This window comes from [Flexibacter] sp. ATCC 35208, assembly GCF_001975825.1.
Lineage (GTDB): Bacteria > Bacteroidota > Bacteroidia > Chitinophagales > Chitinophagaceae > Chitinophaga.
The window spans coordinates 23224-46782 of record NZ_MTKN01000040.1 but is presented as its reverse complement, the minus strand read 5'-3'; the positions used below and the strand labels follow the sequence as shown (position 1 = coordinate 46782).

Annotated in this window: 21 protein-coding genes; 12 read left to right on the top strand and 9 right to left on the bottom strand. The window is 44.4% G+C overall.

What is annotated here, in order from left to right:
• Window positions 1-41: 41 nt before the first annotated feature.
• The gene (locus BW716_RS22655) at window positions 42-599 is read right to left on the bottom strand and encodes a nucleotide exchange factor GrpE (protein WP_083726279.1); all 558 of its coding nucleotides are present in this window, start codon (window positions 597-599) and stop codon (window positions 42-44) included.
• Window positions 600-798: 199 nt separating this feature from the next.
• Here BW716_RS22655 and BW716_RS22650 point away from each other — a divergent pair, with 199 nt between their 5' ends.
• Complete coding sequence (locus BW716_RS22650; protein WP_083726277.1) at window positions 799-1971, top strand: class I SAM-dependent rRNA methyltransferase; 1173 nt, start codon at window positions 799-801, stop codon at window positions 1969-1971.
• Between the two features lie 47 nt (window positions 1972-2018).
• Here the strand turns inward: BW716_RS22650 and BW716_RS22645 are convergent, their stop codons facing one another.
• The 4 genes from BW716_RS22645 to BW716_RS38085 form a co-directional block, all read right to left on the bottom strand.
• Entirely contained in the window at window positions 2019-2372 is a 354-nt protein-coding gene (locus BW716_RS22645; protein ID WP_083726275.1) for a T9SS type A sorting domain-containing protein, read from the bottom strand.
• Window positions 2373-2587: 215 nt separating this feature from the next.
• Window positions 2588-3058 (bottom strand): redoxin domain-containing protein, encoded by a 471-nt coding sequence (locus BW716_RS22640; RefSeq protein WP_083726273.1) that lies wholly within the window; start codon window positions 3056-3058, stop codon window positions 2588-2590.
• A gap of 47 nt (window positions 3059-3105) precedes the next feature.
• Window positions 3106-4137 carry a PorP/SprF family type IX secretion system membrane protein gene (locus tag BW716_RS22635; protein WP_083726271.1) on the bottom strand — a complete coding sequence of 344 codons (1032 nt, stop codon included), beginning with the start codon at window positions 4135-4137 and terminating at the stop codon, window positions 3106-3108.
• Window positions 4138-4175: 38 nt separating this feature from the next.
• Window positions 4176-9047 carry a PKD domain-containing protein gene (locus BW716_RS38085; protein WP_083726269.1) on the bottom strand — a complete coding sequence of 1624 codons (4872 nt, stop codon included), beginning with the start codon at window positions 9045-9047 and terminating at the stop codon, window positions 4176-4178.
• A 248-nt stretch (window positions 9048-9295) separates the two neighbouring features.
• Here BW716_RS38085 and BW716_RS22625 point away from each other — a divergent pair, with 248 nt between their 5' ends.
• A complete protein-coding gene (locus BW716_RS22625) occupies window positions 9296-9922 on the top strand; it encodes a rhodanese-like domain-containing protein (protein ID WP_179091230.1) in 627 nt (208 codons plus the stop codon).
• Between the two features lie 181 nt (window positions 9923-10103).
• On the opposite strand, the gene BW716_RS22620 is transcribed toward BW716_RS22625, so the two are convergent.
• On the bottom strand, window positions 10104-11612 hold the full coding sequence (locus tag BW716_RS22620; RefSeq protein ID WP_083726265.1) for a carboxypeptidase M32: 1509 nt from the start codon (window positions 11610-11612) through the stop codon (window positions 10104-10106).
• A 50-nt stretch (window positions 11613-11662) separates the two neighbouring features.
• On the opposite strand from BW716_RS22620, the gene BW716_RS22615 reads away from it, so the two are divergent.
• The 5 genes from BW716_RS22615 (at window position 11663) to BW716_RS22595 (ending at window position 17728) form a co-directional block, all read left to right on the top strand.
• Window positions 11663-12757: a Nif3-like dinuclear metal center hexameric protein gene (locus tag BW716_RS22615; protein ID WP_083726263.1), complete on the top strand. Its 1095-nt coding sequence runs from the start codon at window positions 11663-11665 to the stop codon at window positions 12755-12757.
• A 9-nt stretch (window positions 12758-12766) separates the two neighbouring features.
• On the top strand, window positions 12767-13522 hold the full coding sequence (locus BW716_RS22610; protein ID WP_083726261.1) for a zinc ribbon domain-containing protein: 756 nt from the start codon (window positions 12767-12769) through the stop codon (window positions 13520-13522).
• A 45-nt stretch (window positions 13523-13567) separates the two neighbouring features.
• On the top strand, window positions 13568-15136 hold the full coding sequence (locus tag BW716_RS22605) for a lipopolysaccharide assembly protein LapB (protein ID WP_083726259.1): 1569 nt from the start codon (window positions 13568-13570) through the stop codon (window positions 15134-15136).
• A 61-nt stretch (window positions 15137-15197) separates the two neighbouring features.
• On the top strand, window positions 15198-16847 hold the full coding sequence (gene recN / locus BW716_RS22600; RefSeq protein ID WP_083726257.1) for a DNA repair protein RecN: 1650 nt from the start codon (window positions 15198-15200) through the stop codon (window positions 16845-16847).
• Window positions 16848-16915: 68 nt separating this feature from the next.
• Window positions 16916-17728: an enoyl-ACP reductase gene (locus BW716_RS22595; RefSeq protein ID WP_083726255.1), complete on the top strand. Its 813-nt coding sequence runs from the start codon at window positions 16916-16918 to the stop codon at window positions 17726-17728.
• Between the two features lie 287 nt (window positions 17729-18015).
• On the opposite strand, the gene BW716_RS22590 is transcribed toward BW716_RS22595, so the two are convergent.
• Window positions 18016-18237 (bottom strand): DUF2795 domain-containing protein, encoded by a 222-nt coding sequence (locus BW716_RS22590; RefSeq protein ID WP_012794455.1) that lies wholly within the window; start codon window positions 18235-18237, stop codon window positions 18016-18018.
• Window positions 18238-18337: 100 nt separating this feature from the next.
• Between BW716_RS22590 and BW716_RS22585 the strand changes: the two genes are divergently transcribed.
• Both BW716_RS22585 and BW716_RS22580 read left to right on the top strand, forming a co-directional pair.
• On the top strand, window positions 18338-18988 hold the full coding sequence (locus BW716_RS22585; protein WP_083726253.1) for an ABC transporter ATP-binding protein: 651 nt from the start codon (window positions 18338-18340) through the stop codon (window positions 18986-18988).
• Window positions 18989-18998: 10 nt separating this feature from the next.
• On the top strand, window positions 18999-19562 hold the full coding sequence (locus BW716_RS22580; RefSeq protein WP_083726251.1) for a cob(I)yrinic acid a,c-diamide adenosyltransferase: 564 nt from the start codon (window positions 18999-19001) through the stop codon (window positions 19560-19562).
• Between the two features lie 168 nt (window positions 19563-19730).
• Here BW716_RS22580 and BW716_RS22575 read toward each other — a convergent pair whose 3' ends face one another.
• Entirely contained in the window at window positions 19731-20444 is a 714-nt protein-coding gene (locus tag BW716_RS22575) for an ABC transporter ATP-binding protein (protein WP_083726249.1), read from the bottom strand.
• 57 nt (window positions 20445-20501) lie between these two features.
• The gene (gene gatC / locus BW716_RS22570) at window positions 20502-20792 is read right to left on the bottom strand and encodes an Asp-tRNA(Asn)/Glu-tRNA(Gln) amidotransferase subunit GatC (RefSeq protein ID WP_083726247.1); all 291 of its coding nucleotides are present in this window, start codon (window positions 20790-20792) and stop codon (window positions 20502-20504) included.
• A 138-nt stretch (window positions 20793-20930) separates the two neighbouring features.
• Here gatC and trpS point away from each other — a divergent pair, with 138 nt between their 5' ends.
• The 3 genes from trpS to BW716_RS22555 all read left to right on the top strand — a co-directional run bounded on the left by trpS (window position 20931) and on the right by BW716_RS22555 (window position 23549).
• A complete protein-coding gene (gene trpS, locus BW716_RS22565; RefSeq protein WP_083726245.1) occupies window positions 20931-21929 on the top strand; it encodes a tryptophan--tRNA ligase in 999 nt (332 codons plus the stop codon).
• 122 nt (window positions 21930-22051) lie between these two features.
• Entirely contained in the window at window positions 22052-22687 is a 636-nt protein-coding gene (locus tag BW716_RS22560; RefSeq protein ID WP_083726243.1) for a deoxynucleoside kinase, read from the top strand.
• Between the two features lie 103 nt (window positions 22688-22790).
• Window positions 22791-23549 carry a hypothetical protein gene (locus tag BW716_RS22555; protein ID WP_143708974.1) on the top strand — a complete coding sequence of 253 codons (759 nt, stop codon included), beginning with the start codon at window positions 22791-22793 and terminating at the stop codon, window positions 23547-23549.
• Window positions 23550-23559 lie beyond the last annotated feature (10 nt).

The window sequence follows — 23559 nt, the reverse complement described above, 5'->3', positions numbered from 1 at the left end:
CCGGCATGGTTAAAGAAAAACTATTCTGTCAGAAAGTCACTTTATTTCCCTACAATAACCTTTGCATGACGGATCAATTTGTCATTCAGCATGTAGCCTTTTTGCAACTCATCCAGTACTTTCCCTTTCAGTTCTTCTGTAGGTGCAGGTATTTCTGTGATAGCGTCGTGAAGATCTGCATTGAATTCAGTGTGCAAATTCTCCATAGGTTTCAGGCCTTTGGCTTGTAGTGTTGATTTCAATTTATTGAAAACCAGCATAACGCCTTCTTTAATGGCAGTAATGTCGGTGGTGTTTTCCAGCTGTTTGGTGGCGCGTTCACTGTCATCCAGTACATCCAGCAGGGAAATGATCGTTTCCTTGTTGGCAGTCTGCATCAACTCGATCCTTTCTTTGGCAGTGCGTTTTCTAAAGTTGTCAAACTCAGCAACCAGACGGAGATACTTGTCCTTCATCTCATCCAGCTCCTGTTGTTTCTTGTCGAATTCGCTTTCATCCGCCAAGGCATCGTTAAGGTGGGAAGTGCCGGCCATGTTCTCATCTGCATTAATATCTGGCATACCTTTACCGTTTTCGGTGTCCTGTCCGTTTGTCTGCATATGGTAGTGTTTTCGTTTATTAACTTAAAATGTACAAAGGTACGTTAGACAATTTACTTGCCAAGCGCTCAAATGCCGCCAAAATGACAAACATCTTATATAAAGGTGTCATTTTGAAAGTTGAGTTCGTTCTCCATTCTATATTAACCATGTAAGATGCCTTCCTTTTCTTTACCTTTGCGCCTTCGAACTATTGATAATGACCAAAGTTTTTTTAAAGAAAAAAATACAGAATCGCGTACTGCAGGGACATCCATGGATTTTTGGCAACGAAGTCGGAGAGATCCAGGGACCGGTAGATGCCGGCGATATTGTGGATGTATTCACGCATCAGGGCCACTTTCTGGGTAGAGGGTATATAAACCCACAATCTCAGATCCTGGTTCGCCTGCTAACCCGTGACAAAAACGAGATGATCGATGCCGGGTTCTTCTACCGCCGATTGCTCAAGGCATGGAAATACCGCCAGCAGCTGGGCTATGTGGAAAACTGTCGTTTAGTGTTTGGAGAAGCTGACGAAATGCCGGCGCTTGTCATAGATAAGTTCAATGATTACTTCGTATTACAAACCCTGGCATTGGGTATGGAAAAGTGGAAAGGTGCAATCGTCGATGCCCTGAACAGAATTTTCTCTCCAAAAGGAATCTATGAGCGTAACGATGTGCCGGTAAGAGAACTGGAAGGTATGCAACAGCAGAAAGGTTTCCTGAGTGCTCCTTTTGATACGAACATCATTATTAATGAGAATGGATTAAAGTTCCATGTAGATATCGAAAATGGCCAGAAAACCGGCTACTTCCTGGATCAGCAGGATAACCGCAGAGCTATACAACATATTGTAAAAGATGCAGATGTACTCGAAGCGTTCTGTTATACAGGTACTTTCTCCTGTCATGCAGGCCACTATGGTGCAAAGAGCGTATTAGGCCTGGATATTTCTGAGCATGCAGTGAATACCGCCCGCAAAAATGCCCAGCTGAATAACCTCGAAGATAAATGTAAGTTCCAGGCAGTCAACGCATTTGACGTGCTGAAACAATGGACAAAGGAAGAGAAGAAGTTTGATGTGGTGATCCTGGATCCACCGGCATTTACCAAAAGCCGTGAGAATATCCAGAAGGCAATTACGGGTTACAAAGAGATCAACCTGAGAGGAATGAAGCTGCTGAAACCGGGTGGTTTCCTGGTTACAGCGTCTTGTACAAACCTGGTACCGCCATCTATGTTCCTGGAAATCATTGATATGGCTGCGAAAGATGCGAAGAAGAAACTGAGACAGGTGACCTTCCAGACACAGGCGCAGGATCACCCGATATTATGGAATATTGAGAATACAACTTATCTGAAGTTCTTAATAGTAGAAGTACAATGAAAAAAGGCTGTCTTACGACAGCCTTTTTTCATATAATATCTTTAAAATTACTTGACGACATTGAACTTTCCAGACTCTATCAGGTTCCCCTGCCTATCTCTCAACTGGAAAATATACAACCCACTATAATAGTTATCCAGCTCCACCGTAGTCTTGTTACTCACATTCTTTACCTGCCCTACCATCTTTCCGAGAAAATTGAATACAATAAGATCATAAACCTGCTCGTTATTATGCTGTAATTCAAAATTAATTCTCGAGGATGCAGGATTAGGGTACAACTTCACAATTTTACTCACTCCATCAGTACCTGATGAAGCAGGTTTATACGTCTGCGCCTTAGAAACTAAGGTCGTCAGGAGTATAAAGCATGTAAGTAAAAGAGTAAAGGTTTTCCACATACCCGTAAAGATAAAGATTTTTTCGAATATCTATTAATTTTCGTTCTGAAATAGCGGGTGATGACACAATAAAAATTATCTTTTATATTAGATATATTTATTATCACATCGGAACCCACTTTACCAATTCTATCATTGTAAAAATAACAAATGGCAGGCCAAAAAGGAAGCACTGCCATTAGTTTTTAACAAAAATTAACGCTTTTGGGCAATTTTTATTGCAACTCAGCCAGTGTTTTCTTTATTGCTTCAAAATCTGGCAGATCACCAGCAGACTCGAGCACCTGTGCATACTTCACAGTACCTTCTTTGTCTACTACGAAAGCCGCTCTCTTGGATACCCCTTTCAGGTCCAGTACAAAGTTGTCATAATAAGCACCATAAGCCTGGGATGCCTCCTTATTGAAGTCAGACAGCAATGGGAAGTTCAGGTTCTGCTCTGCCTTAAATTTACCCAGGGTGAACGGAGAGTCTACAGAAATACCTACTACCGCAGTATTCAAACTGTTATAAGTAGCCAGGGTATCTCTTACACTGCACAGTTCTGCTGTACATACACTGGTAAATGCCAATGGAAAGAAAAGGATAACCAGATTCTGTCCTTTGAAATCTTCCAGGGTTACTTTTTTCTTCTCAGTATCATTCAGAGAAAAAGCTGGTGCTTTTGTGCCGATTGCAATGCTCATTTTATATTTTTTAGACTGGCAAATATAGTAAAGGATTAATAAGGGAATTAAAATCTTGGACAATGCACTGCATCCAACGTACTGTTCCTGCTATTCAGGAACCCTTTGAATACCAGTGCCAGCTCAAATCCCCCAAAACTCTGACTCGCCGTTTTCAGTTTTGAAATATTACAGTCGTATGTCATACTGATCTCGTACTTGTCCATATCCAGGCGCATGGTAGGAATGATCGCATCTCCCCACCGCACAAACAATCCGCCGTATATACCCCTTGTACTTTCCAGACCCTCGTCATATAACATATAACCCAGAATGGCACCTCCATTATACTCCGAATACGACCCTTCATGAATCTGGTTGTACTGCGCAATCAGTTTCAACCTGTCTTCCATTGGAATGGTAATACCCGCATTGAAGGTATACTTTGGATCCATCACAATACTATTGTCCTTATAAAAGGACACCCTTGGACGTGTAAAGTGAAACATGGCCGCACCTATATAATAATTGACGTCTTCACCAATTGTACTGTTGAAACTAATACCTGCACCGGCATCCCAGTAACCATATCCACGCAGTGCCAGTCTGCCTTCTTCACCACTGGCTACAGAGGGATCATAGCGACCATTGGTATACTGGTTATTGAAAGTGAGCTTGGTGGCATCGAACTGTCTTTGCACAAAACCTCCCATGAAACCAACTGAGAGGAACATGTTCTTCACATCACTCATTGACTTATGGTAGTTGATGGCTGGCAAAATCTGCACAGACTGTAATCGTGCCGTACCAGCTCTGTCATAAGTGAATTGCGCACCTGTGGTGAGAAAATCCTCTCCACGGCCTACCGGAAATTTCAGTTCCCCGCTCACTGCCCCTGTCTGGTAGGGAATAGTCACACTGTTCCACTGGTTCCTGTACACTGCCTGTACGCGGTAGTCTCCGTTAAAGATGCCTATCAGCGCAGGGTTACGCAGAATGGGGGTTTCATAAAATTGCGACAGGTGAATATCCTGTGCCATCAGTCTGGAACTCAGACATAAACAAAGTGCCACAAACAGCTTTCTACAAGTCCTTCTCATGCTTGGCAAATTTTAAATAGGAATCTGGTAATCGCCGTTTAACGTAACAGCATCACGTTACCTTTCAGGGTAAAGTCTTCATTTGTATCGCACACTACCTCGGCTACATATACAAACACATCCGGGTTCACAAGTACGCCTTTCACTTTTCCATCCCATCCACTTGTAATGTCTTCTACGCTAAAGTTTGTCCGCTCAAATACAAGTTGTCCCCAACGGTTATATATTCTCCATGATTTTACGGTTTTGATCCCCTTACCTCTGATGTAGAAGATATCATTCTGTCCATCGCCATTAGGTGTAAAGGTATTTGGCAGCCAGGTATTGCCTGATTCACATACCATCTTGATGGTAATATCATCCACACCCTTACAGCCATATGTATTCGTCGCCGTTACAGTATAAGTCGTCGTCGTCTTTGGTGTAGCTGTAGGTTGCAGACAGTCTACACAATCCAGGTAATTCACCGGCCACCATTCAATGTTAGTAATATCAGCACTACCTGTAGTCGGAATCAGGTAACTGTTACCTGTAGCCAATGTCAGATCCGGACCTGCATTCACTACCGGCAACGCATGTACAGTTACCAACGCTGTCGCCTGCGAAGTAAAGCAGGCGTCCTTACCATATCCTGTCACCGTATAAGTAGTGGTCGTATCCGGGTAAGCCATCGGGTTCTGACCCGCAGCATTGCTCAACCCTGTAGCAGGAGACCAGGAATAAGAAGTCGCACCTGATGCATGCAGTTGTGCAGAACCACCTTTACAGATAAAGGTATCTGTAACAGTTACCTGGAATGGTTGAGATACCATAACCGGTACATCTCCTTCCACCTTACAACCTGCTGCATTTACCACTGATACATGATAGGTCGTATCTATTTCCGGACTGACTACCGGACTTGCACTATGAATGTCATTGATCTTATAATCTGTCCAGTTGATAGTCACACCGGCATCTGTATTTGCATTGAGTGTGATAGAAGCACCACGGCAAATGCTGGCGCTCGCCGGGTTCGGATTCAGTGCAGGATAATCTAATACACTCACCGTTCTCGTAGCTGTGCTGCTACAAATACCGCTGGCAGTAGTGATCGTCAGTGTAATTAACTGATCTCCTGCCTGGTTAAAGGTGGTAGCAGGTGGTGTTTGTACTAAATAGTTTTGTCCCAGTATCTGCCAGCTCCATTTGGTATCAGGTATATTCTTAGTTTCATGACCCACTAGCTGCATAGTCGCACCTGTACACAATGGCCCCAGTGTATCGATCACCGCTACTGGTTTAGGTTCTACCACAATCGCTTTTTCGATAGTGCTCACACAACCATAAAAACTGGTCGTTGTCAGTTTCACATTGTAAGTACCTGGCGCATCATATATATAAGAAGGTGTCTGATCTGTACTCACATCATCAGTTTTGGTAGTGACACCAAAATCCCATGCATAGGTCATAGCCATACCCAGTTCTGAAGAAACGCTGCTGGATGAATCGGTGAAGAATACAGTACCACCATCACAAGCCTGGGTAACATCCGTACCAAAGTTAGCCGCCACTTTATCAGCAATTACTTTTGAATCACCATCTGCCGCTACGCGACAACCTCTGTCATCTTCCAGCAATACAACCGGGTAATACACACCTTCCTGTGGATAAGTGTAAGATGGAGAAGTCGGTGTAGTGGTGGTGGCTGAATGACCATCGCCAAAGTCCCAGATATATTTAATAGCCGCAGTAGAATTGGCATTCATCGTCACCGTCAGTGGATAACATCCTGTTTCAGGTGCAACAGTGAAGCTACCATTTGGTCCGGCGATAGAAATAGTTTTTGGTCCTGCTACCGCGCTCGCACAACCACCCTGTGAATAAACTGTGAGTGTGATATCAAATGTACCTGGCTTAATATAGTTATGCAGCGGATCCTGTTCTGTAGAACTACTCACGTCTCCAAAGCTCCATGCAGAACTTACATAATCAGAGGAGAGGTTGGTAAACTGAATTTTTACTGGCGGACATACATCAGCCGCTACCGGCGGGAAGCTGAAGTCAGCAATCGGGTCAGGTACACGCAGGTAGTCAACAGTAGTGATCGTATCGCTACAACCAGTAGTGTTAGCTATGATCAGCGATACCGTATACTTGCCTGGCAATGTATAAGTATGTGCAGGAGTCGCATCTGTACTGGTCGTGCCATCACCAAAGTCCCACTGGTAAGTGAGTGGTGTTGTAATGGATGAGTTAGAGAACTGATATGGAGTATTCAGACATGCAATGCTGTCCGGACCACCAAATGCCGCAATCATATTTGCAATACGTACAGTTGCTGTATAACTGTCTTCACAACCGGTATTGTCTTTTACGGTCAGTGTAACAGGGTAGTCATTGATCGCTGAATAAGTATGTGTGATATTGGTAGGTGCAGTAGTGTAAGTCTCCGGAGTGCTGCCATCTCCATAATCCCATGTCCAGGATACAATGGTATTACCTGTCTTGGTAGTAGATTGATCAGTAAAGCTCACCGGAACATTTCTACACTGTTTGGTATCAATGCTGAATTTCGCATTTGCGCCATTCACAGAAATCGGAATCGTATTGGAAGTGTGCAGACAACCGTATACATCTGTCAGCACCAGGCTGGCCGTATAATCGCCAGGTGTGGGATATACATAACCGATAGGGCCCTGTGCCGGTGCATTGTAAGTATTACCATCGCCAAAGTTCCACAGGTAGCTGGCGAAATGGCTGGCCGTTACGGGATCCATGGCGAAATTCACGGTACCATTTTTACAAATGGTAGTGACATCTGAATAGATCTTGGGTGTTTCATCAATGATGGTCACTGTCGTTTTGTATACTGACTGACAGCTACCATTATCGACTGTGAGCGTCACAGTATATGTACCACCTGCAGTATACACATGTGTTGGACTCTGGGCGGTAGAAGACGTACCATCGCCGAAATCCCAGTTCCATAATTTAGTCGTACTTGTACCAAAGTCAGATTTATCGGTGAAAGTACGGGAGTAGATATTCGCACAATTCACTGTTTGTACAAGGAATGCAGCAGATGGCGGATAGATAGTGATCAGATCCGTTTTGGTGAGTGTCTGCCGGCAACCATTATTGATAACCGTTAGTATCACCGTATGTGTACCGATGCTTGTCCATACATAAGTCGGATCTTCCAGAGAAGAAGAACCATTGCCGGTATTGCCTGATTCCTCGAAAGTCCATTCCCATGCAGTACCCGCAGGAACAGATGTATTAGTGAAATGGAAAATAGTTGGTTGACAACCAGTTGTTTGATCTACTGTGAAATCTACTGCCACTGGTGTGCCCACCTGCACCGGGAAAGTAGCGGTCTGCGTACAACCACCCTGTGTAGTAATCGTTAAGGTAACGATATAATCACCTTGTGCGGTGAAAGTATGTGTCGGTATCTTTGCTGTAGAAGTGCTGCCATCGCCAAAATCCCATGACCAGCTGACTACCGGATCGGCAGTAGCCACGATAGGAGTGAAGGTATCATCCAACGGCACACAACCATTTGGTAAACCATCTATACTCAGAATTGGTTTCTGTACAGAGATGGTTTGGTAGGTGGTTGTTGTACAACCCGCAGCATTGCTGGCTTGCAGGGAAACGGTATAACTGCCTTCGGCAGTATAAGTATGTGTAAGATTTTGTACAGTAGAAGAAGTACCATCGTTAAAATCCCATTCCCAGCTGGTAGCACCGGTGGTTACACCCGTAAAGCTCACATTGGCAGGAACGGCACATGCGGTAATGGGTGCTGCGGTAATCGTAGCTGTAGGAATATCCGAGATGGTGAAAGTCTTTGTCACATTTGCCTGACAACCATCCTGTGTCAGTGCCTGTAATGTGACCGTATAGGTACCAGTAGTATTAAAAGTCTTGACTGCGTCAATTGTATTTTGCACATCGCCATCTGAAAAAGTCCAGGTAGCGGTCTGCGGAGCTGGCTGAGTAGTATTGGTAAAATGGAGAGTCGTTCCCTTACAAAGACTCTCTGCTATAGTAAAGTCCGCTGCGATCGTAGCGATCTGGATATACTCCGTTTGTGTGAGCGTTTGTGAACATCCATCCGCGGAAGTAGCCGTTAGCGTAACGGTGTATTTTCCTTCTGCCGTGTACGTATGAATCGGGTTCATGTCGCTGCTGGTACTACCGTCTCCAAAGTTCCAGAGGTACGTAATGCCCGGATTTCCAGTGGTATTGATCGTCGTATTGTTAGTAAAAGTAACGTTCAGCGGCGCTTTACAGCTACCCTGGGTATTGCTGGTAAATGCTGTCTGAGGGGTAGCGTTCGCATGAATAATCTGTGAATAGCTATTGGTACAACCATAGCTATTGGTCACGATAGTCGTAGCAGAATAGTCGCCTCCTACATTATAAGTATAGTTAGCAGTACTACCCGTAGCTCCGTTACCATCCCCAAAATCCCAGTTCACACTACTAATCGTACCATCACCTGCGGTAGACTGGTCTGTAAATTTAACAGGTAAAGGTGTACAACCACTGGTAACATCAGTAGTAAACTGTGCTGTTGGTTTTTTATATACATTTACAGTATGGGTAGCGGTCCCTTTAGTACCGTCTGCAAACGTAACTGTAAGAGTTACAGTGTATGTACCAGGTTTAGTAAAGGATCGGGTTGGGTTCCAGAGTATCGATTTGGCTCCTCCATCCCCAAAATCCCAGGAAGCTGTGCCTCCTGTAGTAGACTGATTAATAAATTGTACATAGGCAGTCCCACATCCTGTAAAATTATCAGCAGTAAATGCTGCTGTGTTTTGTGCCTGGACGCTGAAGGCAGAGAGCAGGACCATTACACACGTGTATGCAACAGCATACCAGGTGCGGACAAAAAGGCTTAGGCGTTGGTGTTTCATTCTCCGGATATGGCTAGTGTCGTTCGGCTTCCGACAGTAGCATAGGTTTTTAAAAAATAAAGGTTCAATTTTTTAACGTTATACCCGTATAAGTCTAACGTTAAGTAAACGTAAACAAATTGTTAATGGTTCAGAGTAGAAAAGAAAATCACACAAAAGTTATTCCAGCTTTAACTGTTGGCACGAGCTCAACAATATACAGCAAATTTACGATGTGTAAGTATATAATATGCTTTTTCATTTTATGTGTGAGTACTGCTGTATATGCGCAGAATAACAATGTGGTAAAACCTGACGTATTTCAGACAGGAATTAAACAATCGGGTGTACAGGTATTTGATGTACGTACCTTGGCAGAGTACAGTAGTGGGCACCTCCCGCATGCTATGCAGGCTGACTTTACACATGACGAAGAATTTAATGAGAGAATAAAATACTTGAATAAGGAGCAGCCTGTATATGTGTATTGCCTGAGTGGACCGCGTAGTAATGCCGCCGCAAAGAAAATGCGCGAAGCCGGATTCGCAAATGTTGTAGAACTGGACGGTGGTCTGACTGCCTGGAAACAGGCGGGTCTTGCAGTTGAAGGAGGCGTAAATACCCCTCAGCTTACACTGATCGACTTTACCGGTAAGGTCTCTGAAGGAGATGTATTAATCTATATAAGCGCTGATTGGTGTCCTCCCTGTCAAAAGATGGAGCCAGTAGTAGCTGCTTATTTAAAAGCAAATGCAGGTGTAAAGCTGTTAAAAGTAGACGGTAGTAAAGACACGAACGTGATTAAAACACTAGGTGCTACTACCTTACCTACATTTATCCTGTACAAAGAAGGACAGGAAGTCTGGAGAAAAACAGGCATCGTAGAATTAAACTAACGTCATCTATGGCAAGCCGAGGCCAATTGAATTTATTTTATTGCTATTAGCTGGACCGTATCCCTATACCAGCAAGCCATTATCCAAACAAAAGAGGTGATATCAACCTCCTGAGAATTGTTTAAACACCTGCGTGAATAAAAGATGGTGTATCATACTAATGATACACCATCTTTTTGTTTTATACATTATAAATGTGGTGATACTTTTCTGTAGCGTAATCCAGGAAGTATTTAAACGCCAGTGGTTCTCCCGTTACTTTTTCACACAATTCATTGCTGGTGTAATACCTGCCGTGGTGGTGGATTTCATCACGTAACCATGTGAGTAACTGCTTATAATCTCCTTTTGTAATCTGCTCAATCAATCCCGGTATCTGCTTTTGGGCAGCGATGAAAAACTGTGCGGCATACAAACTACCCAGTGAATAAGTGGGGAAGTAACCGAAGCTACCATGTGACCAGTGAATATCCTGCAATACACCTTGATTATCATCAGGTACATCTACATGCAGGTATTCCTTGTAGTATTTATTCCAGACCTCATCCAGGTCTTTGGTAGAATAAGTGCCATCCAGTAATCCCTTTTCAATTTCATACCGGATCATTACATGGAAATGATAAGTCAGTTCATCGGCTTCGGTACGTATCAGGGAAGGTCGTACCTGGTTGATGGCTTTATAGAAATCATCCAGCGATACTTTTTGCAGGTTGTCCGGAAAGCGCGCCTGCAAAGCTGCATAGTGATGCTGCCAGAAAGGAAGGCTGCGACCTACATTGTTCTCCCACAGCCTTGACTGTGATTCGTGGATACCTAAACTCGCAGCTTCGCCGGATGGTAGTCCATAGCCATCTACAGGCAACCCCTGTTCGTACAGGGCATGGCCACCTTCGTGGATACAGCTCCAGGTCATGTTCCCAAAATCCTTTTCATCGATACGGGTAGTGACCCTTACATCCTGTGGGTTGAAGCTGGTGGTAAACGGATGTTCTGAAATATCCTGTCTGCCGGCGTTCATATCATACCCCATGGCTTTCAGGAGTTCAATCCCAAATGCCCATTGTGCATTACGGTCGTAGTGCAGGTGCAGGAAGTCTTTATTGACTTGTGGTTTTGATTCGATGTGCTTTAATAAAGGGGCCAGTGCCGCTTTTACATCAGCAAAGATGGTATCCAGCATGGAGGTATTCGCCCCTTTTTCATATTCATTCAGCAGTGCATTGTAGGGATGCCCGTTATACCCCAGTATGTCTGCTTCCTGCTTTTTGAGCGCAACCATTTTCGCCAGCACGGGTTCAAAGATCTTGTAGTCGTTTGCTTTTCTTGCCTTGATCCATGCATGGTAGCACTCATTGGTCGTGGTAGATAACTCAGCTACAAAACTGGCTGGGTACTTTTTATTCTTTTCATAGTCCTCGAGGGAGAGGGCGATATTCTTAGTAGCAATGATGTCCATATCCTGACGGGCATGCAGGGTGGTCAGTAATTCACCCAGTTTATCTTCAGTAAATAGCTCGTGCGCCATAGAACTGAGAGTGGTGATCTGTTGCCCGCGAAAGGCGGCTCCTTTTTCAGGCAGGTAAGTTTCCTGATCCCATCCCAACACAGCAATCGCATTGCGTATATCGGCGATCTGCTGCATTTTCGTTTTGTACGAGGCGTACAATTCACCCGAAGATTGTGTCGTCATGCCAGTTAGTTTTTTGCAATTTTAAATAATTCCCATCATATTTGCTTGTCATGAAAATTAAAGATATCACAGCGGCCATCGCCGCATTTGCACCATTACAATACCAGGAAAGCTATGACAATGCCGGTTTACTCTTCGGCAGTGGCGACTGGGAGGTAACCGGGGTACTGCTCTCCCTGGATACGACAGAAGCGGTGGTAGACGAGGCGATCAGCAAGGGATGCAACCTGATCGTGGCCCATCATCCCATTGTATTTGGTGGCCTGAAAAAGATAAATGGCAATAATTACGTAGAGCGGGTGGCTATCAAAGCTATCAAACATGACATCGCTATATATGCAGCTCATACCAACCTGGACAATGTGAGAAACGGGGTCTGCGGGATGATGGGGCAGCGGTTGAGCCTGAAAAATACCCGGGTATTAGCGCCTAAAAAGGAGTTATTAAGAAAATTATACACTTTTGTACCGCATGAATCTGCCGAAAATGTCAGGTCTGCATTATTTGCAGCTGGTGCCGGACATATTGGCGCATACAGTGAATGTAGCTTTAATGGGGCAGGAGAGGGAACTTTTAAAGCCGGAGCGGGCACCCAGCCTTATGTTGGGGAGGTCGGAAGCCGCCATTTAGAAGCAGAAACGAAGATCGAGGTTATTTTTCCCTTATATTTGGAACAATATGTGATCAAGGCTCTTTTAGCCAGCCATCCTTATGAAGAAGTGGCCTACGATGTGGTGAAACTCGAAAACGAGTACGCACAGGTTGGGTCCGGTCTGATAGGAGAGCTGGAAGCGCCGATGGACGAGATGACATTTTTAAAGTTCGTGAAGCAGCAGTTCGATACCGGTTGCGTCCGGTATACCCCACTCAGGAACAAGCCAATTAAAAGGGTGGCACTCTGCGGAGGAGCCGGAAGTTTCCTCCTGAAAAGGGCAATTGGAGCTGGCGCCGATGCATATATTTCGGCTGACTTTAAATATCATGAGTTTTTTGACGCTGAAAATCAAATAGTTATAGCGGATGTTGGACATTTCGAGAGCGAGCAGTTTACGGTTGACTTATTTTTTCATATATTGACTGAAAAATTCCCTAATTTTGCGCCTCTTAAATCTACCATTCGAACAAACCCGGTAAATTATTTATAAACACATTACATGGCTACTGTAAATAAAGATTACTCCGTAGAGGAAAAATTGGTGTCTGTACTTAGACTACAGAAGATGGACTCCAGACTGGATGAGATCCAGGTGTTGAAGGGGGAGTTGCCGATGGAAGTTAAAGATCTGGAAGACGAGATCGAAGGGTTAAACACACGTCTGGCCCATGTTGAAGACGAAATCCGTGGCATTCAGGACTTCATAACCAACAAGAAGAACCAGATTAAGGAGTCAGAAGCGCTGATTAAGAAATACGAGAAGCAACAGGATAACGTAAAGAATAACCGTGAGTTCGAAGCTATCACCAAGGAACTGGAAATGCAGTCCCTGGAAATCAAGCTGGCTGAGAAACACATTCGCGATGCAAATGATGAGGTAAAGGACAAGAGCCGTAACCTGGAATCTGCAAAGAAAGCGATTGCTGATAAAGAATCGAACCTGAAACACAAGAAAGGTGAGCTGGAAAAGATCATCGGTGAAACTGAAAAAGAAGAGAAAGCTTTCTACAAACAAAGCGAAGATGCGCGTGCAAAAGTAGAACCCCGCCTGCTGGCAGCTTACGAAAAAATCCGTAAGAACTACCGTAACGGTCTGGCAGTAGCTACTGTAGTTCGTGATTCCTGCGGTGGTTGCTTTAATGCAATTCCTCCTCAGCGTCAGGCGGAAATCCGTCAGCGCAAGAAGATCATCATCTGCGAACATTGCGGTCGCGTGCTGGTAGACAATGATCTGGAAGCAACTGTGACTATTTAATTTAATATTGTTCCAGGAATAATTTTGAAAAAGGTTGTATCGTTTATGATACAACCTTTTTTCATTGCAGGCGTTTTTGGTTTGGAATTTGACGTAAAGCCGGCAGTTGTAAATATATTTGTGTTCATGCGTACCGTATTCCTGTTGGGATTGTTCCTCTCTCTTTTTTTTCCTGCTGTAGCCCGGCAAAAAGTATATGACTTTAATCCCCGCTGCCAGCAAGCCTATGATGCCATTATGCAATTGAAGGTCACCACGGGCACCGCTCTACTGGAAGCCGAAAAAAAAGAACATCCCGATAACCTGATACCTTACTTTCTCGAAAATTATATCGACTTTTTCAATCTATTTTTCAACGAAGATCCTGCTGTTTATGCCAGGCGAAAGGACCTGCGGGACCAGCGGCTGGATATGATGGCTTCGGGTCCTGAGAATAGTCCTTACTACCTGTATACCCAGGCAGCCATTCGTTTTCAGTGGGCCCTGATCCGCATCAAGTTCAACGAAAAGTGGGATGCCGTGTGGGAAATCAGGAAAGCATTTGTGCAGTTCAAAGACAACCAGCGCAAGTTTCCGCAGTTTCAGCCAAACACGATGATGATTGGTGCATTGCAGGCCGTATTCGGTACTATCCCCGAAGGCTATCGCTGGATTTCCAATATTCTGGGCATGAAAGGCAATATCCGTGAAGGTATGCGGCAGGTACAGCAGTCGGCCGAGAGCAATAATGACGTAGCGTTAATATTCCGGGCCGAAGCTTCTTATTACTTTTGCTACCTGAAACTGTTCATTGAAAATAGACCTGAAGAAGTATGGGCATTCATTCAGAAACATCAGCTGGACACAAAAAATAATTACCTCTTTGCCCTCATGGTAGCGAATATCGCTATGAACAACCAGAAAGCAGCACTGGGTATCAAAACCCTGTCTGACAGAAGTGACAGTGGCGGATACCTGGATATCAAATACAATAATTACCTGCTCGGGGTATTGAAACTGGACAGACAGGATGAAGATGCAAATGTGTACCTGCAGCGATTCACCGACAACTTCAGGGGAAAATTTTATCTCAAAGAATGTCTGCAACGTTTAAGCTGGTACCATTACCTGCATGGAAATATGGATGCTGCCAATAAATACCGGGCACAGATCCTGACCCGGGGCAATACAGAAACCGATGCAGATAAGCAGGCCCTCAAAGATGCAAAAGGTGGTAAATGGCCGGATGCTGTACTGCTAAAAGCACGATTACTGAGCGATGGCGGTTTCTTTAGCGATGCCCTGAAATTGTTGCAAACGAAAAAGGCGGCAGACTATACCCGCATGGAAGATAAACTGGAATATGCCTATCGCCTGGGAAGGATATATGATGAAATGGGAATGGATGATAGTGCAATTGCCATGTACGAAGTGACCATAAAAGCAGGGACAAACAGACCTGAATATTTTGCTGCAAGAGCATCCCTGCAAATGGGTTATATTTATGAAAAGAGGAATGACAAGGTGAAAGCACAACAATGTTATCAGACTTGTCTGGATATGAAAGGGCATGATTATAAGAACTCACTGGATCAGCGGGCAAAGGCCGGAATTCAGCGATTGAACGGAGGTTGAGGTAATCGCTACGCAGATACAGTTCGTACCGAGAAATTTAATTTGCGGAATATTTTCCCATATGCTACAAAAACTAACAATTAAGAACTACGCCATTATTGAACAGCTGGAAGTAGACTTTTCCGGGAACCTGAACGTCATCACGGGCGAAACAGGTGCAGGTAAATCTATTCTGCTGGGCGCATTGTCATTGATACTTGGGGAGCGTGCAGATCCGGGGGTATTGCACAGCAAGGATAAGAAATGTGTGATAGAGGGGAATTTTAAGGTGAAGAAGTCGCAGGTGGCAGATTTTTTCCAGCAGCATGAACTGGACCTGGAAGATCAGCTGATCATCCGGCGTGAAATCAGCACCGCCGGTAAGTCCCGTGCTTTTATCAATGATACTCCTGTGAACCTGTCCCAGCTACACGAACTGAGTCAGTACCTGGTAGATCTGCATCAGCAGTTCGATACCCTGGAACTGGAAAAGTCCGATTTTCAGCGCGAAGTACTGGATGCCCTGGTCAACCAGCCAACAGCCCTGCAGCAATACCAGCAGGGATATGGCAGATATGTAGCCGTACAGCGGGAGCTGAAGCAGCTACATGACCTGCGTAACAATGCGAACAAAGAACTGGATTATAATAAATTCCTGCTGGACGAACTGACAGAGGCCAGCTTCAGGGATCATGAAATAGAGGAGCTGGATGCGGAGCTGAAAGTGCTGAGCCATGCAGAGGAAATCAGGAATACCCTGAGCAAAGTGTACTTCCAGTTAAAAGAAGATGAACAACCTTTATTACAACAATTAAAGCAGATACAATCATCTGTACAGGGGCTGGCTAATTTTCATAAAGAGGCGCCGGCCATCGCAGCGCGTTTGCAATCAGCATATGTAGAGTTACAGGATATAACAGGAGAGATCGGACATATGAATGACCAGGTACAAACAGATGGTGCCAGATTAGAACAGCTGAACGAACGTTTATCACTCGGGTACAGATTGCTGAAGAAGCACGCCGCACAGAATACGACCGAGCTGCTGAAGATCCAGGAAGAACTAACGGGCAAGGTAGAAGGAGTGCTGAACCTGGATGAAAAACTGGAAGGGTTAGAGAAAGAGCTGGAAACTTTACAGGGTAAGTTACAAACACAGGCAGCTGGTATTACAGCAGGCCGTGAAAAAGCGGCAGGTCCGTTCGAAAAATCTGTGAATGCTTTGCTGGCACAGGTAGGTATGCCAAATGCAAGGTTGAAAGCATCGATTGTAAAAGGTGCATTGAACCAATTTGGACAGGATGTCATAGAGTTCTTATTCGATGCGAATAAGAGCGGCAACTTCGCACCTCTCCGGAAAGTGGCGTCTGGTGGTGAGTTGAGCAGACTGATGCTGTGTATCAAATCCCTGGTTGCACAGTCAGTAGCCTTGCCAACGCTGATCTTCGATGAGATAGATACAGGTATCTCAGGTGAAGCGGCCCGCCAGGTAAGCTTTATCATGGAAGGCATGGCCAAAGGGCACCAGATTATCTGTATCACGCACCAGCCGCAGATTGCGGGTAAGGCCGATGCGCATTATTTTGTGTTTAAAGATATGAAGTCAGGAAAGGTGCAGACGAATGTAAGGTTGCTGACAAGGGAGGAGAGGATCAATCATATTGCACAGATGATGAGTGGGGAAAAGCCGACGGCTGCAGCCCTGGAAAATGCGAGAGAGTTGGTAAAATAGGGCCTTATCAATTAATGTTTTTTTTTCAACTATAACGCCTATTTTTGCCCAAAATAATTATCAACCCAATGGCTTATAACTTATTAAAAGGAAAGAAGGGTATCATATTTGGTGCATTGGATGAAAATTCCATTGCCTGGGCAACCGCACTTCGCTGTGTGGAAGAGGGCGCTGAAATCGTGTTGACAAATGCACCTATCGCTTTACGTATGGGAGAGATCAACAAATTGGCAGAAATTACCAATGCTCCTGTAATACCAGCAGATGTGACCAGCCTTGATGACCTGAACAATCTGTTCACTAAATCCATGGAGCATTTTGGCGGTAAAATAGACTTCGTACTGCACTCTGTAGGTATGAGCCTCAATGTGCGTAAAGGAAAGCCTTATACTGACCTCGATTACGATTTCTCCCATAAAACTTTCGATATTTCAGCCATGTCCCTTCACCGGGTGTTGCAAACAGCTTATAAGCTGGATGCACTGAATGAGTGGGCTTCTGTAGTAGCACTGACTTACATCGCTGCACAGCGTGTATTTCCAGACTACAGCGAAATGGCTGATGCAAAATCCCTGCTGGAATCAATAGCACGTAGCTTCGGTTACCACTATGGAATCAGCAGGAAGGTACGTATCAACACAATTTCTCAGTCACCTACCCGTACAACTGCTGGTAGCGGTGTAAAAGGTTTTGATGGTTTCATCAACTATGCTGAGAAAATGAGCCCATTGGGTAATGCAACGGCAAAACAATGTGCTGACTATACCGTATCCCTGTTCTCTGACCTGACAAGGATGGTGACCATGCAGAACCTGTTCCATGACGGTGGTTTCTCCTCTACCGGTGTAACGATGGATGTGATGCTGCAGATGGAAAAATAAGATAGTACGATCCAAAAATAATAGCCGTGAAAGTGAATATTAACTATTCATTTTCACGGCTTAATTTTTAATGCAGTCATTCATTTCGGTTTTAAAGCCGACCACCCCTTTCCGCTAATGATTGCTATCCCACAAAAATGGCAGCTGCTTTATCTGGCGTGGATTTGCGCCGAATTCTGCCGGCAATTTTACTACAAAAAAAGCCGGTCCTTCAATGAAGGAGCGGCTTGGAAATTTTTTAGCATAGGCGAATTTGCTGAGGCAACAATAAATGGAATATCTATGCGCTAATATTCGTCTTCATTAAAGAAGAAGTCATCCTGTGACGGATAATCAGACCAGATATCTTCTATTCCCTCATAAATTTCACCTTCGTCTTCCAGTTCCTGAAGATTCTCAATCACTTCAATCGGTGCACCGGAACGGATGGCGTAATCAATTAATTCGTCTTTAGTAGCTGGCCATGGAGCATCCTCCAGGTATGAAGCTAATTCTAAGGTCCAGTACATGTTATTGAAATTTTTACTGTCTTAAATTTTGGCAAAAGTATTATTTAATTTGAAATAAACAACTATTACTATCTTAACGGTGAATTACTTTTATTCAAGTATGCTGACCGCACGCAATCTTACCAAAAATTATTCCAACTTACCTGTTTTGAAGGGAGTGGATGTAACTGTGAACAAAGGAGAGATCGTTACGATAGTAGGATCTTCCGGAGCTGGGAAAAGCACCCTGCTGCACATTCTGGGTACCCTGGATACGCCTACCTCCGGAGAGGTCTGGCTGAATGATGTGAACCTGACAGCACTCAAAGGCAATGCACTGGCTGATTTCCGTAACCGGCATATGGGATTTATTTTTCAGTTCCATCATCTTTTACCGGAATTTAACGCGATAGAAAACGTTTGTGTACCGGGTTTTATAGCCGGTCACAATAAGAATGAAGTCAAAAAAAGGGCCGCTTTTTTGTTGGAAACTTTAGGCCTGGCTGACAGAATGGATCATAAACCCAACGAATTGTCAGGAGGAGAGCAACAAAGAGTGGCAGTCGCCAGGGCGCTGATCAATAACCCGGATATCGTGATGGCCGATGAGCCCACCGGTAACCTGGATTCGCACAATGCCCGGGAGCTGCACCAGCTGTTTTTCCAGCTAAGAGACCAGTTTAAGCAAACATTTATCATCGTTACCCACAATGAGGAACTGGCGCCGTTAAGTGACAGGCAACTGGTCATGAAGGATGGGAAAATGCTCTAAAATCTTTCTTATGTCATTTAAGATTTACACCAAAACCGGCGACAAAGGACAGACCTCCCTGATCGGAGGTACTAAAGTTTCCAAGAGCAACCCTCGCATTGATGCTTATGGCACGGTAGACGAGCTCAATTCTTATATTGGACTGGTGGGTGATTATATTTCTTTTGATGGAAATATGGTCGCTTTTCTGCGCGAAATACAGGATCGCTTGTTTACAGTGGGAGCCTCACTGGCCTGTGATCCTGAAAAAGATATAAAAATGCGTATTCCGGACCTTTATGAGAAAGATGTACAGGTGCTGGAAGCCAGCATTGATGCCATGAACGAGGAACTGCCGGAAATGAAATCATTTATTCTGCCCGGTGGGCATGTGGCGGTGTCTACAGCCCATGTAGCCCGTTGTGTATGCCGGAGGGCAGAGCGCATATGTGTTGGGTTGCAGGAAAATGAGGAGTTTATAGCACCATTGGTACTACAATATTTAAACCGGCTGAGCGATCATCTTTTCGTATTAGCAAGATGGATAGGTCACCGGTTGAAGGTGGAGGAGATTAAGTGGACGCCGAGGGTGTGAGCGTAGGTTGGATGGAATGACCCGGCGTAGGCTTTTTTGAATGATTAGCCTGGCCTTCATGGAATGACCAGCTTAGGTTTGTTGAAATGATCAACTAAGGCTTCATGGAATGACCCGGCGTAGGCATTTTTGAATGACCAGCCAGACTTGCCGGAATGGCTCCCTTTTTTACGCTTTGACCAGCATACTATCCTCTACAGATCTGTCTGATTCAATCAGACCATCCCTGAGACGGACAATTCTTTTGGCGTGGGCAGCAATGTCTTCTTCATGTGTAACGAGTACAACCGTATTGCCGGAGGCATGGATCTGTCCAAAGATCTCCATGATTTCCACGGAAGTTTTACTATCGAGGTTACCAGTAGGCTCATCCGCCAGAATAATGGAAGGATCATTTACCAGGGCGCGGGCAATAGCCACACGCTGACACTGACCACCGGAGAGCTCATTGGGTTTATGTTTATAACGCTCTCCCAGGCCTACTTTTTCCAGCATATAGATGGCTTTTTCCTCTCTTTCCTTTTTGCCGATGCCTGCATAGATCAGTGGCACGGCCACATTTTCGTACGCGGTGAGGCGGGGCATGAGGTTAAATTGCTGGAATACAAAGCCAATTTCCTTATTCCGTACCCTGGCCAGGTCATCATCTTCCATTGTGCTCACATCATGTCCATTCAGGATATATTTTCCGCTGGTAGGGGTATCGAGTGCCCCGAGCATATTCATTAAGGTAGACTTTCCGGAACCGGAAGGGCCCATGAGGGCAACATATTCATTTTTGAAAATGTCCATGTTAATACCTTTCAGCACGGGTAGTTCATTAGAACCCATGTAATAGCTTTTACGGATATCTTCTAAATGGATGACGGATTGTGGGCGCATTTGCTAACAGTATTAGATACAAGATGATTTCCTGAGTTGTGCCAGGTGATATAAGGATTACTTTTTGATCACTTTAGGAACTTTAAAGTATTGATCATTGGCTGCGGGTGCATTTTGTAAGCCTTCTTCCCGGGTGATGGAAGGAACCACTTTATCCTCACGGTACACATTACGATCAGCAGTCATGTGCAATAATGGCTTAACCTCTGTGGTATCCAGTTCATTCAGTTTTTCCACAAAGGTGATCATTCTCTGTAAATCTCCCTGGATGGATGTTTTTTCCGCCGGGGTAAATTCAAGCCTTGCCAGGTCTGCTAATTGATCTACCAGCTGTTCGTTCACTTCCATAAGTCAAATTAAATGAAAAGATAATAAAATATTTATTAAACCGGCGCTAAAGTTACTAAATACTAAAGAGAGTGTTACCTGAAAAATGCGCTCCTCCGGCAGGGTAGCTCCTAAGAATTTCCTAAATTGCACCCCATTATGGCAAACAAAGAGATAGTAGTAAGCGGTATCCGCTCTACCGGTTTTTTACACTTAGGTAATTATTTCGGCGCAATCCGCAATTATGTAAAGATGCAGGAGGCCTATAACTGTTATTTTTTCGTAGCAGACTGGCATTCCCTGACGACCCATCCTGATCCAAAAGACCTGCGTGGCAATGTTTACCGCGTACTGGCTGAAAATATAGCTTCGGGCCTCGACCCGGAAAAGGTAGCACTCTATGTACAAAGCGATATTCCTGAGATCGCAGAATTGTACCTGTTGCTCAATATGTTAGCATACAAAGGCGAACTGGAAAAAGTGCCTACTTTTAAAGATAAGGTACGTCTGAACCCTGACAATGTCAATGCCGGCCTGCTCACTTACCCAGTACTCATGAGTGCCGATATCCTCGTGCACCGCGGTGTAAAAGTACCAGTTGGTAAGGACCAGGAGCAACATCTGGAAATGGCCCGTAATTATGCACAGCGTTTTAACAAACGCTATGGCCAGTTATTTCCTGAGCCGGTGCCATTTAACTTCGGCGATGACCTGATCAGAATTCCAAGTCTGGATGGCAATGGTAAAATGAGTAAGAGTGAGAACCAGATGGCTACTTTGTACCTGTCTGACAGCGATGAGCTGATCATGAAGAAACTGAAGGGTGCTAAGTCTGCCACAGGTACAGATGAAGGTGAGGGTATGCCTGAAGCGGTCGCAAACCTCTTTAGCCTCATGGAGCAGGTTTCTACCCCGGATGTAATTGCGCATTTTATGAAAACTTTCGAGGACGGTACCATCCGTTACGGAGACATGAAGAAGCAATTGGGAGAGGACATGGTGAAATTTATTGCACCTATCCGCGAAAAAGCCAAATCATTGCAGGAAGATCCGGCCTACCTGAACAAAATTATGCGCCATGGAGCTGAGAAAGCAAGGGAAAGTGCGGCACAGACTTTGCAGCAAGCGAGAAAACTTATCGGAATTAACTACTACTGATCATAAGAAGTACGCAACATTTTTAGGCTGATAACCGGATAAAATTGTAAATTAATGGGATGTCATCTAATGGTAGTTGCTGCTCGCTGCTTCAAATTAATGATTAGTGACCTCGATACATCATGGCAAAAAATAACAAGCTCAAACACATCGCGATAGCCGGGAACATTGGTGCCGGTAAGACCACACTTACTGAACTGCTGGCAAAGCATTACAAATGGGATCCCCAGTTTGAAGATGTAGAGCACAATCCATATCTTAATGATTTCTATGAGGATATGCCACGCTGGTCCTTCAACCTGCAAGTGTATTTCCTACATGGAAGATTGAAACAACTGCTGGAAATTCAGAATGGCAATGACATTGTGATTCAGGATCGTACCATCTATGAAGATGCGCACATCTTTGCTCCCAACCTGTATGAGATGGGATTGATGACAAAGCGCGACTTTGACAACTACTTTAATTTCTTTGAGACGCTGAAGTCAATGGTGAAACCACCGGACCTGCTCATCTATCTCAAGGCTTCTGTACCTACCCTGGTCGCACAGATTCAGAAGAGAGGAAGAGAGTATGAAGAGAATATCCGACTGGACTATCTGAAGCGACTGAATGAATATTATAATAACTGGATAGAGAGATATACGGAAGGACCTTTGCTGATCATCGATATCGATAAGAATAAGTTTCCGGAGAGTGATGAAGATTTAGGAGAGATTATTTCAAAGATTGATTCACAGCTGTACGGGCTGTTTTGATAGGAAAAATGCAGGCTGATTTAAAATGTCAGCGCCGCAGGCTATACAAAAAAAAAGTCTCCCACCGTTTCGGTGGGAGACTTTTTTTTTGTAACTTCTATATATGAAATCCATTGTTGTTACCATTGTTTGCACCTGGTGCATGCTCACCATTTGTGCCCAACCTACTGCAGGTACCTATACGAAACACCATCAATACCTCTTCACCGCATTACAAAATCAAGCCGGCCTTACCTGGCTGAAAGGCCCTGCTATCGGTGTAAATACAGAAAGACGTTTTCTACTGAACGCACTCAGTATCCACACCCTTGCTATTGCATGGCCTACACATTCCGGCACCTTCGCTGGTATGCTTAAACAAACAGGATTCCGTGCCTGGCATGAACAATTATTTGGCCTGGCCTACAGCCATAACATGGGAGAGAAATGTAGCGTAGGTATGCAGGTAAACTACCTGAATACGATGACCATGGGATATGGTAGTACCCATGCCCTGACAGCGGAAGCAGGTACCCTGGTACAAATCACCCCGGTGTTATTTGCAGGACTACATGCATTTAATCCTGTCAACACACCGGATGTGCCCGTGACCTTCTCAGCAGGATTGGGATATGAAGCCAGTGAGAGTTTCTTACTAAGTACCGCATTGATCCAACAGGAAGGCTTGCCACCTGCTTTCAAAGTTATGTGTGAATACGCATTCATCCCTCAATTCCTCATGGAATTAGATTGGTGTAATGATCCTATGCAAAGAAATATGGCGGTGTCATTTGGACTAAAGAAACTATTTGTAAAAGTATATGCAGCCCACCATCCACAATTAGGTTTCTCACCCGGAACAACGATTATATGGCAAGTGTAAAACTGATAAT

Bases quoted from the DNA above. Each gene is read 5' to 3' on its own strand.
- BW716_RS22655 (WP_083726279.1), bottom strand. From the start codon at position 599: ATGCAGACAAACGGACAGGACACCGAAAACGGTAAAGGTATGCCAGAT.
- BW716_RS22650 (WP_083726277.1), top strand. From the start codon at position 799: ATGACCAAAGTTTTTTTAAAGAAAAAAATACAGAATCGCGTACTGCAG.
- BW716_RS22645 (WP_083726275.1), bottom strand. From the start codon at position 2,372: ATGTGGAAAACCTTTACTCTTTTACTTACATGCTTTATACTCCTGACG.
- BW716_RS22640 (WP_083726273.1), bottom strand. From the start codon at position 3,058: ATGAGCATTGCAATCGGCACAAAAGCACCAGCTTTTTCTCTGAATGAT.
- BW716_RS22635 (WP_083726271.1), bottom strand. From the start codon at position 4,137: ATGAGAAGGACTTGTAGAAAGCTGTTTGTGGCACTTTGTTTATGTCTG.
- BW716_RS38085 (WP_083726269.1), bottom strand. From the start codon at position 9,047: ATGAAACACCAACGCCTAAGCCTTTTTGTCCGCACCTGGTATGCTGTT.
- BW716_RS22620 (WP_083726265.1), bottom strand. From the start codon at position 11,612: ATGACGACACAATCTTCGGGTGAATTGTACGCCTCGTACAAAACGAAA.
- BW716_RS22615 (WP_083726263.1), top strand. From the start codon at position 11,663: ATGAAAATTAAAGATATCACAGCGGCCATCGCCGCATTTGCACCATTA.
- BW716_RS22610 (WP_083726261.1), top strand. From the start codon at position 12,767: ATGGCTACTGTAAATAAAGATTACTCCGTAGAGGAAAAATTGGTGTCT.
- BW716_RS22605 (WP_083726259.1), top strand. From the start codon at position 13,568: ATGATACAACCTTTTTTCATTGCAGGCGTTTTTGGTTTGGAATTTGAC.
- recN (WP_083726257.1), top strand. From the start codon at position 15,198: ATGCTACAAAAACTAACAATTAAGAACTACGCCATTATTGAACAGCTG.
- BW716_RS22595 (WP_083726255.1), top strand. From the start codon at position 16,916: ATGGCTTATAACTTATTAAAAGGAAAGAAGGGTATCATATTTGGTGCA.
- BW716_RS22590 (WP_012794455.1), bottom strand. From the start codon at position 18,237: ATGTACTGGACCTTAGAATTAGCTTCATACCTGGAGGATGCTCCATGG.
- BW716_RS22585 (WP_083726253.1), top strand. From the start codon at position 18,338: ATGCTGACCGCACGCAATCTTACCAAAAATTATTCCAACTTACCTGTT.
- BW716_RS22580 (WP_083726251.1), top strand. From the start codon at position 18,999: ATGTCATTTAAGATTTACACCAAAACCGGCGACAAAGGACAGACCTCC.
- BW716_RS22575 (WP_083726249.1), bottom strand. From the start codon at position 20,444: ATGCGCCCACAATCCGTCATCCATTTAGAAGATATCCGTAAAAGCTAT.
- gatC (WP_083726247.1), bottom strand. From the start codon at position 20,792: ATGGAAGTGAACGAACAGCTGGTAGATCAATTAGCAGACCTGGCAAGG.
- trpS (WP_083726245.1), top strand. From the start codon at position 20,931: ATGGCAAACAAAGAGATAGTAGTAAGCGGTATCCGCTCTACCGGTTTT.
- BW716_RS22560 (WP_083726243.1), top strand. From the start codon at position 22,052: ATGGCAAAAAATAACAAGCTCAAACACATCGCGATAGCCGGGAACATT.
- BW716_RS22555 (WP_143708974.1), top strand. From the start codon at position 22,791: ATGAAATCCATTGTTGTTACCATTGTTTGCACCTGGTGCATGCTCACC.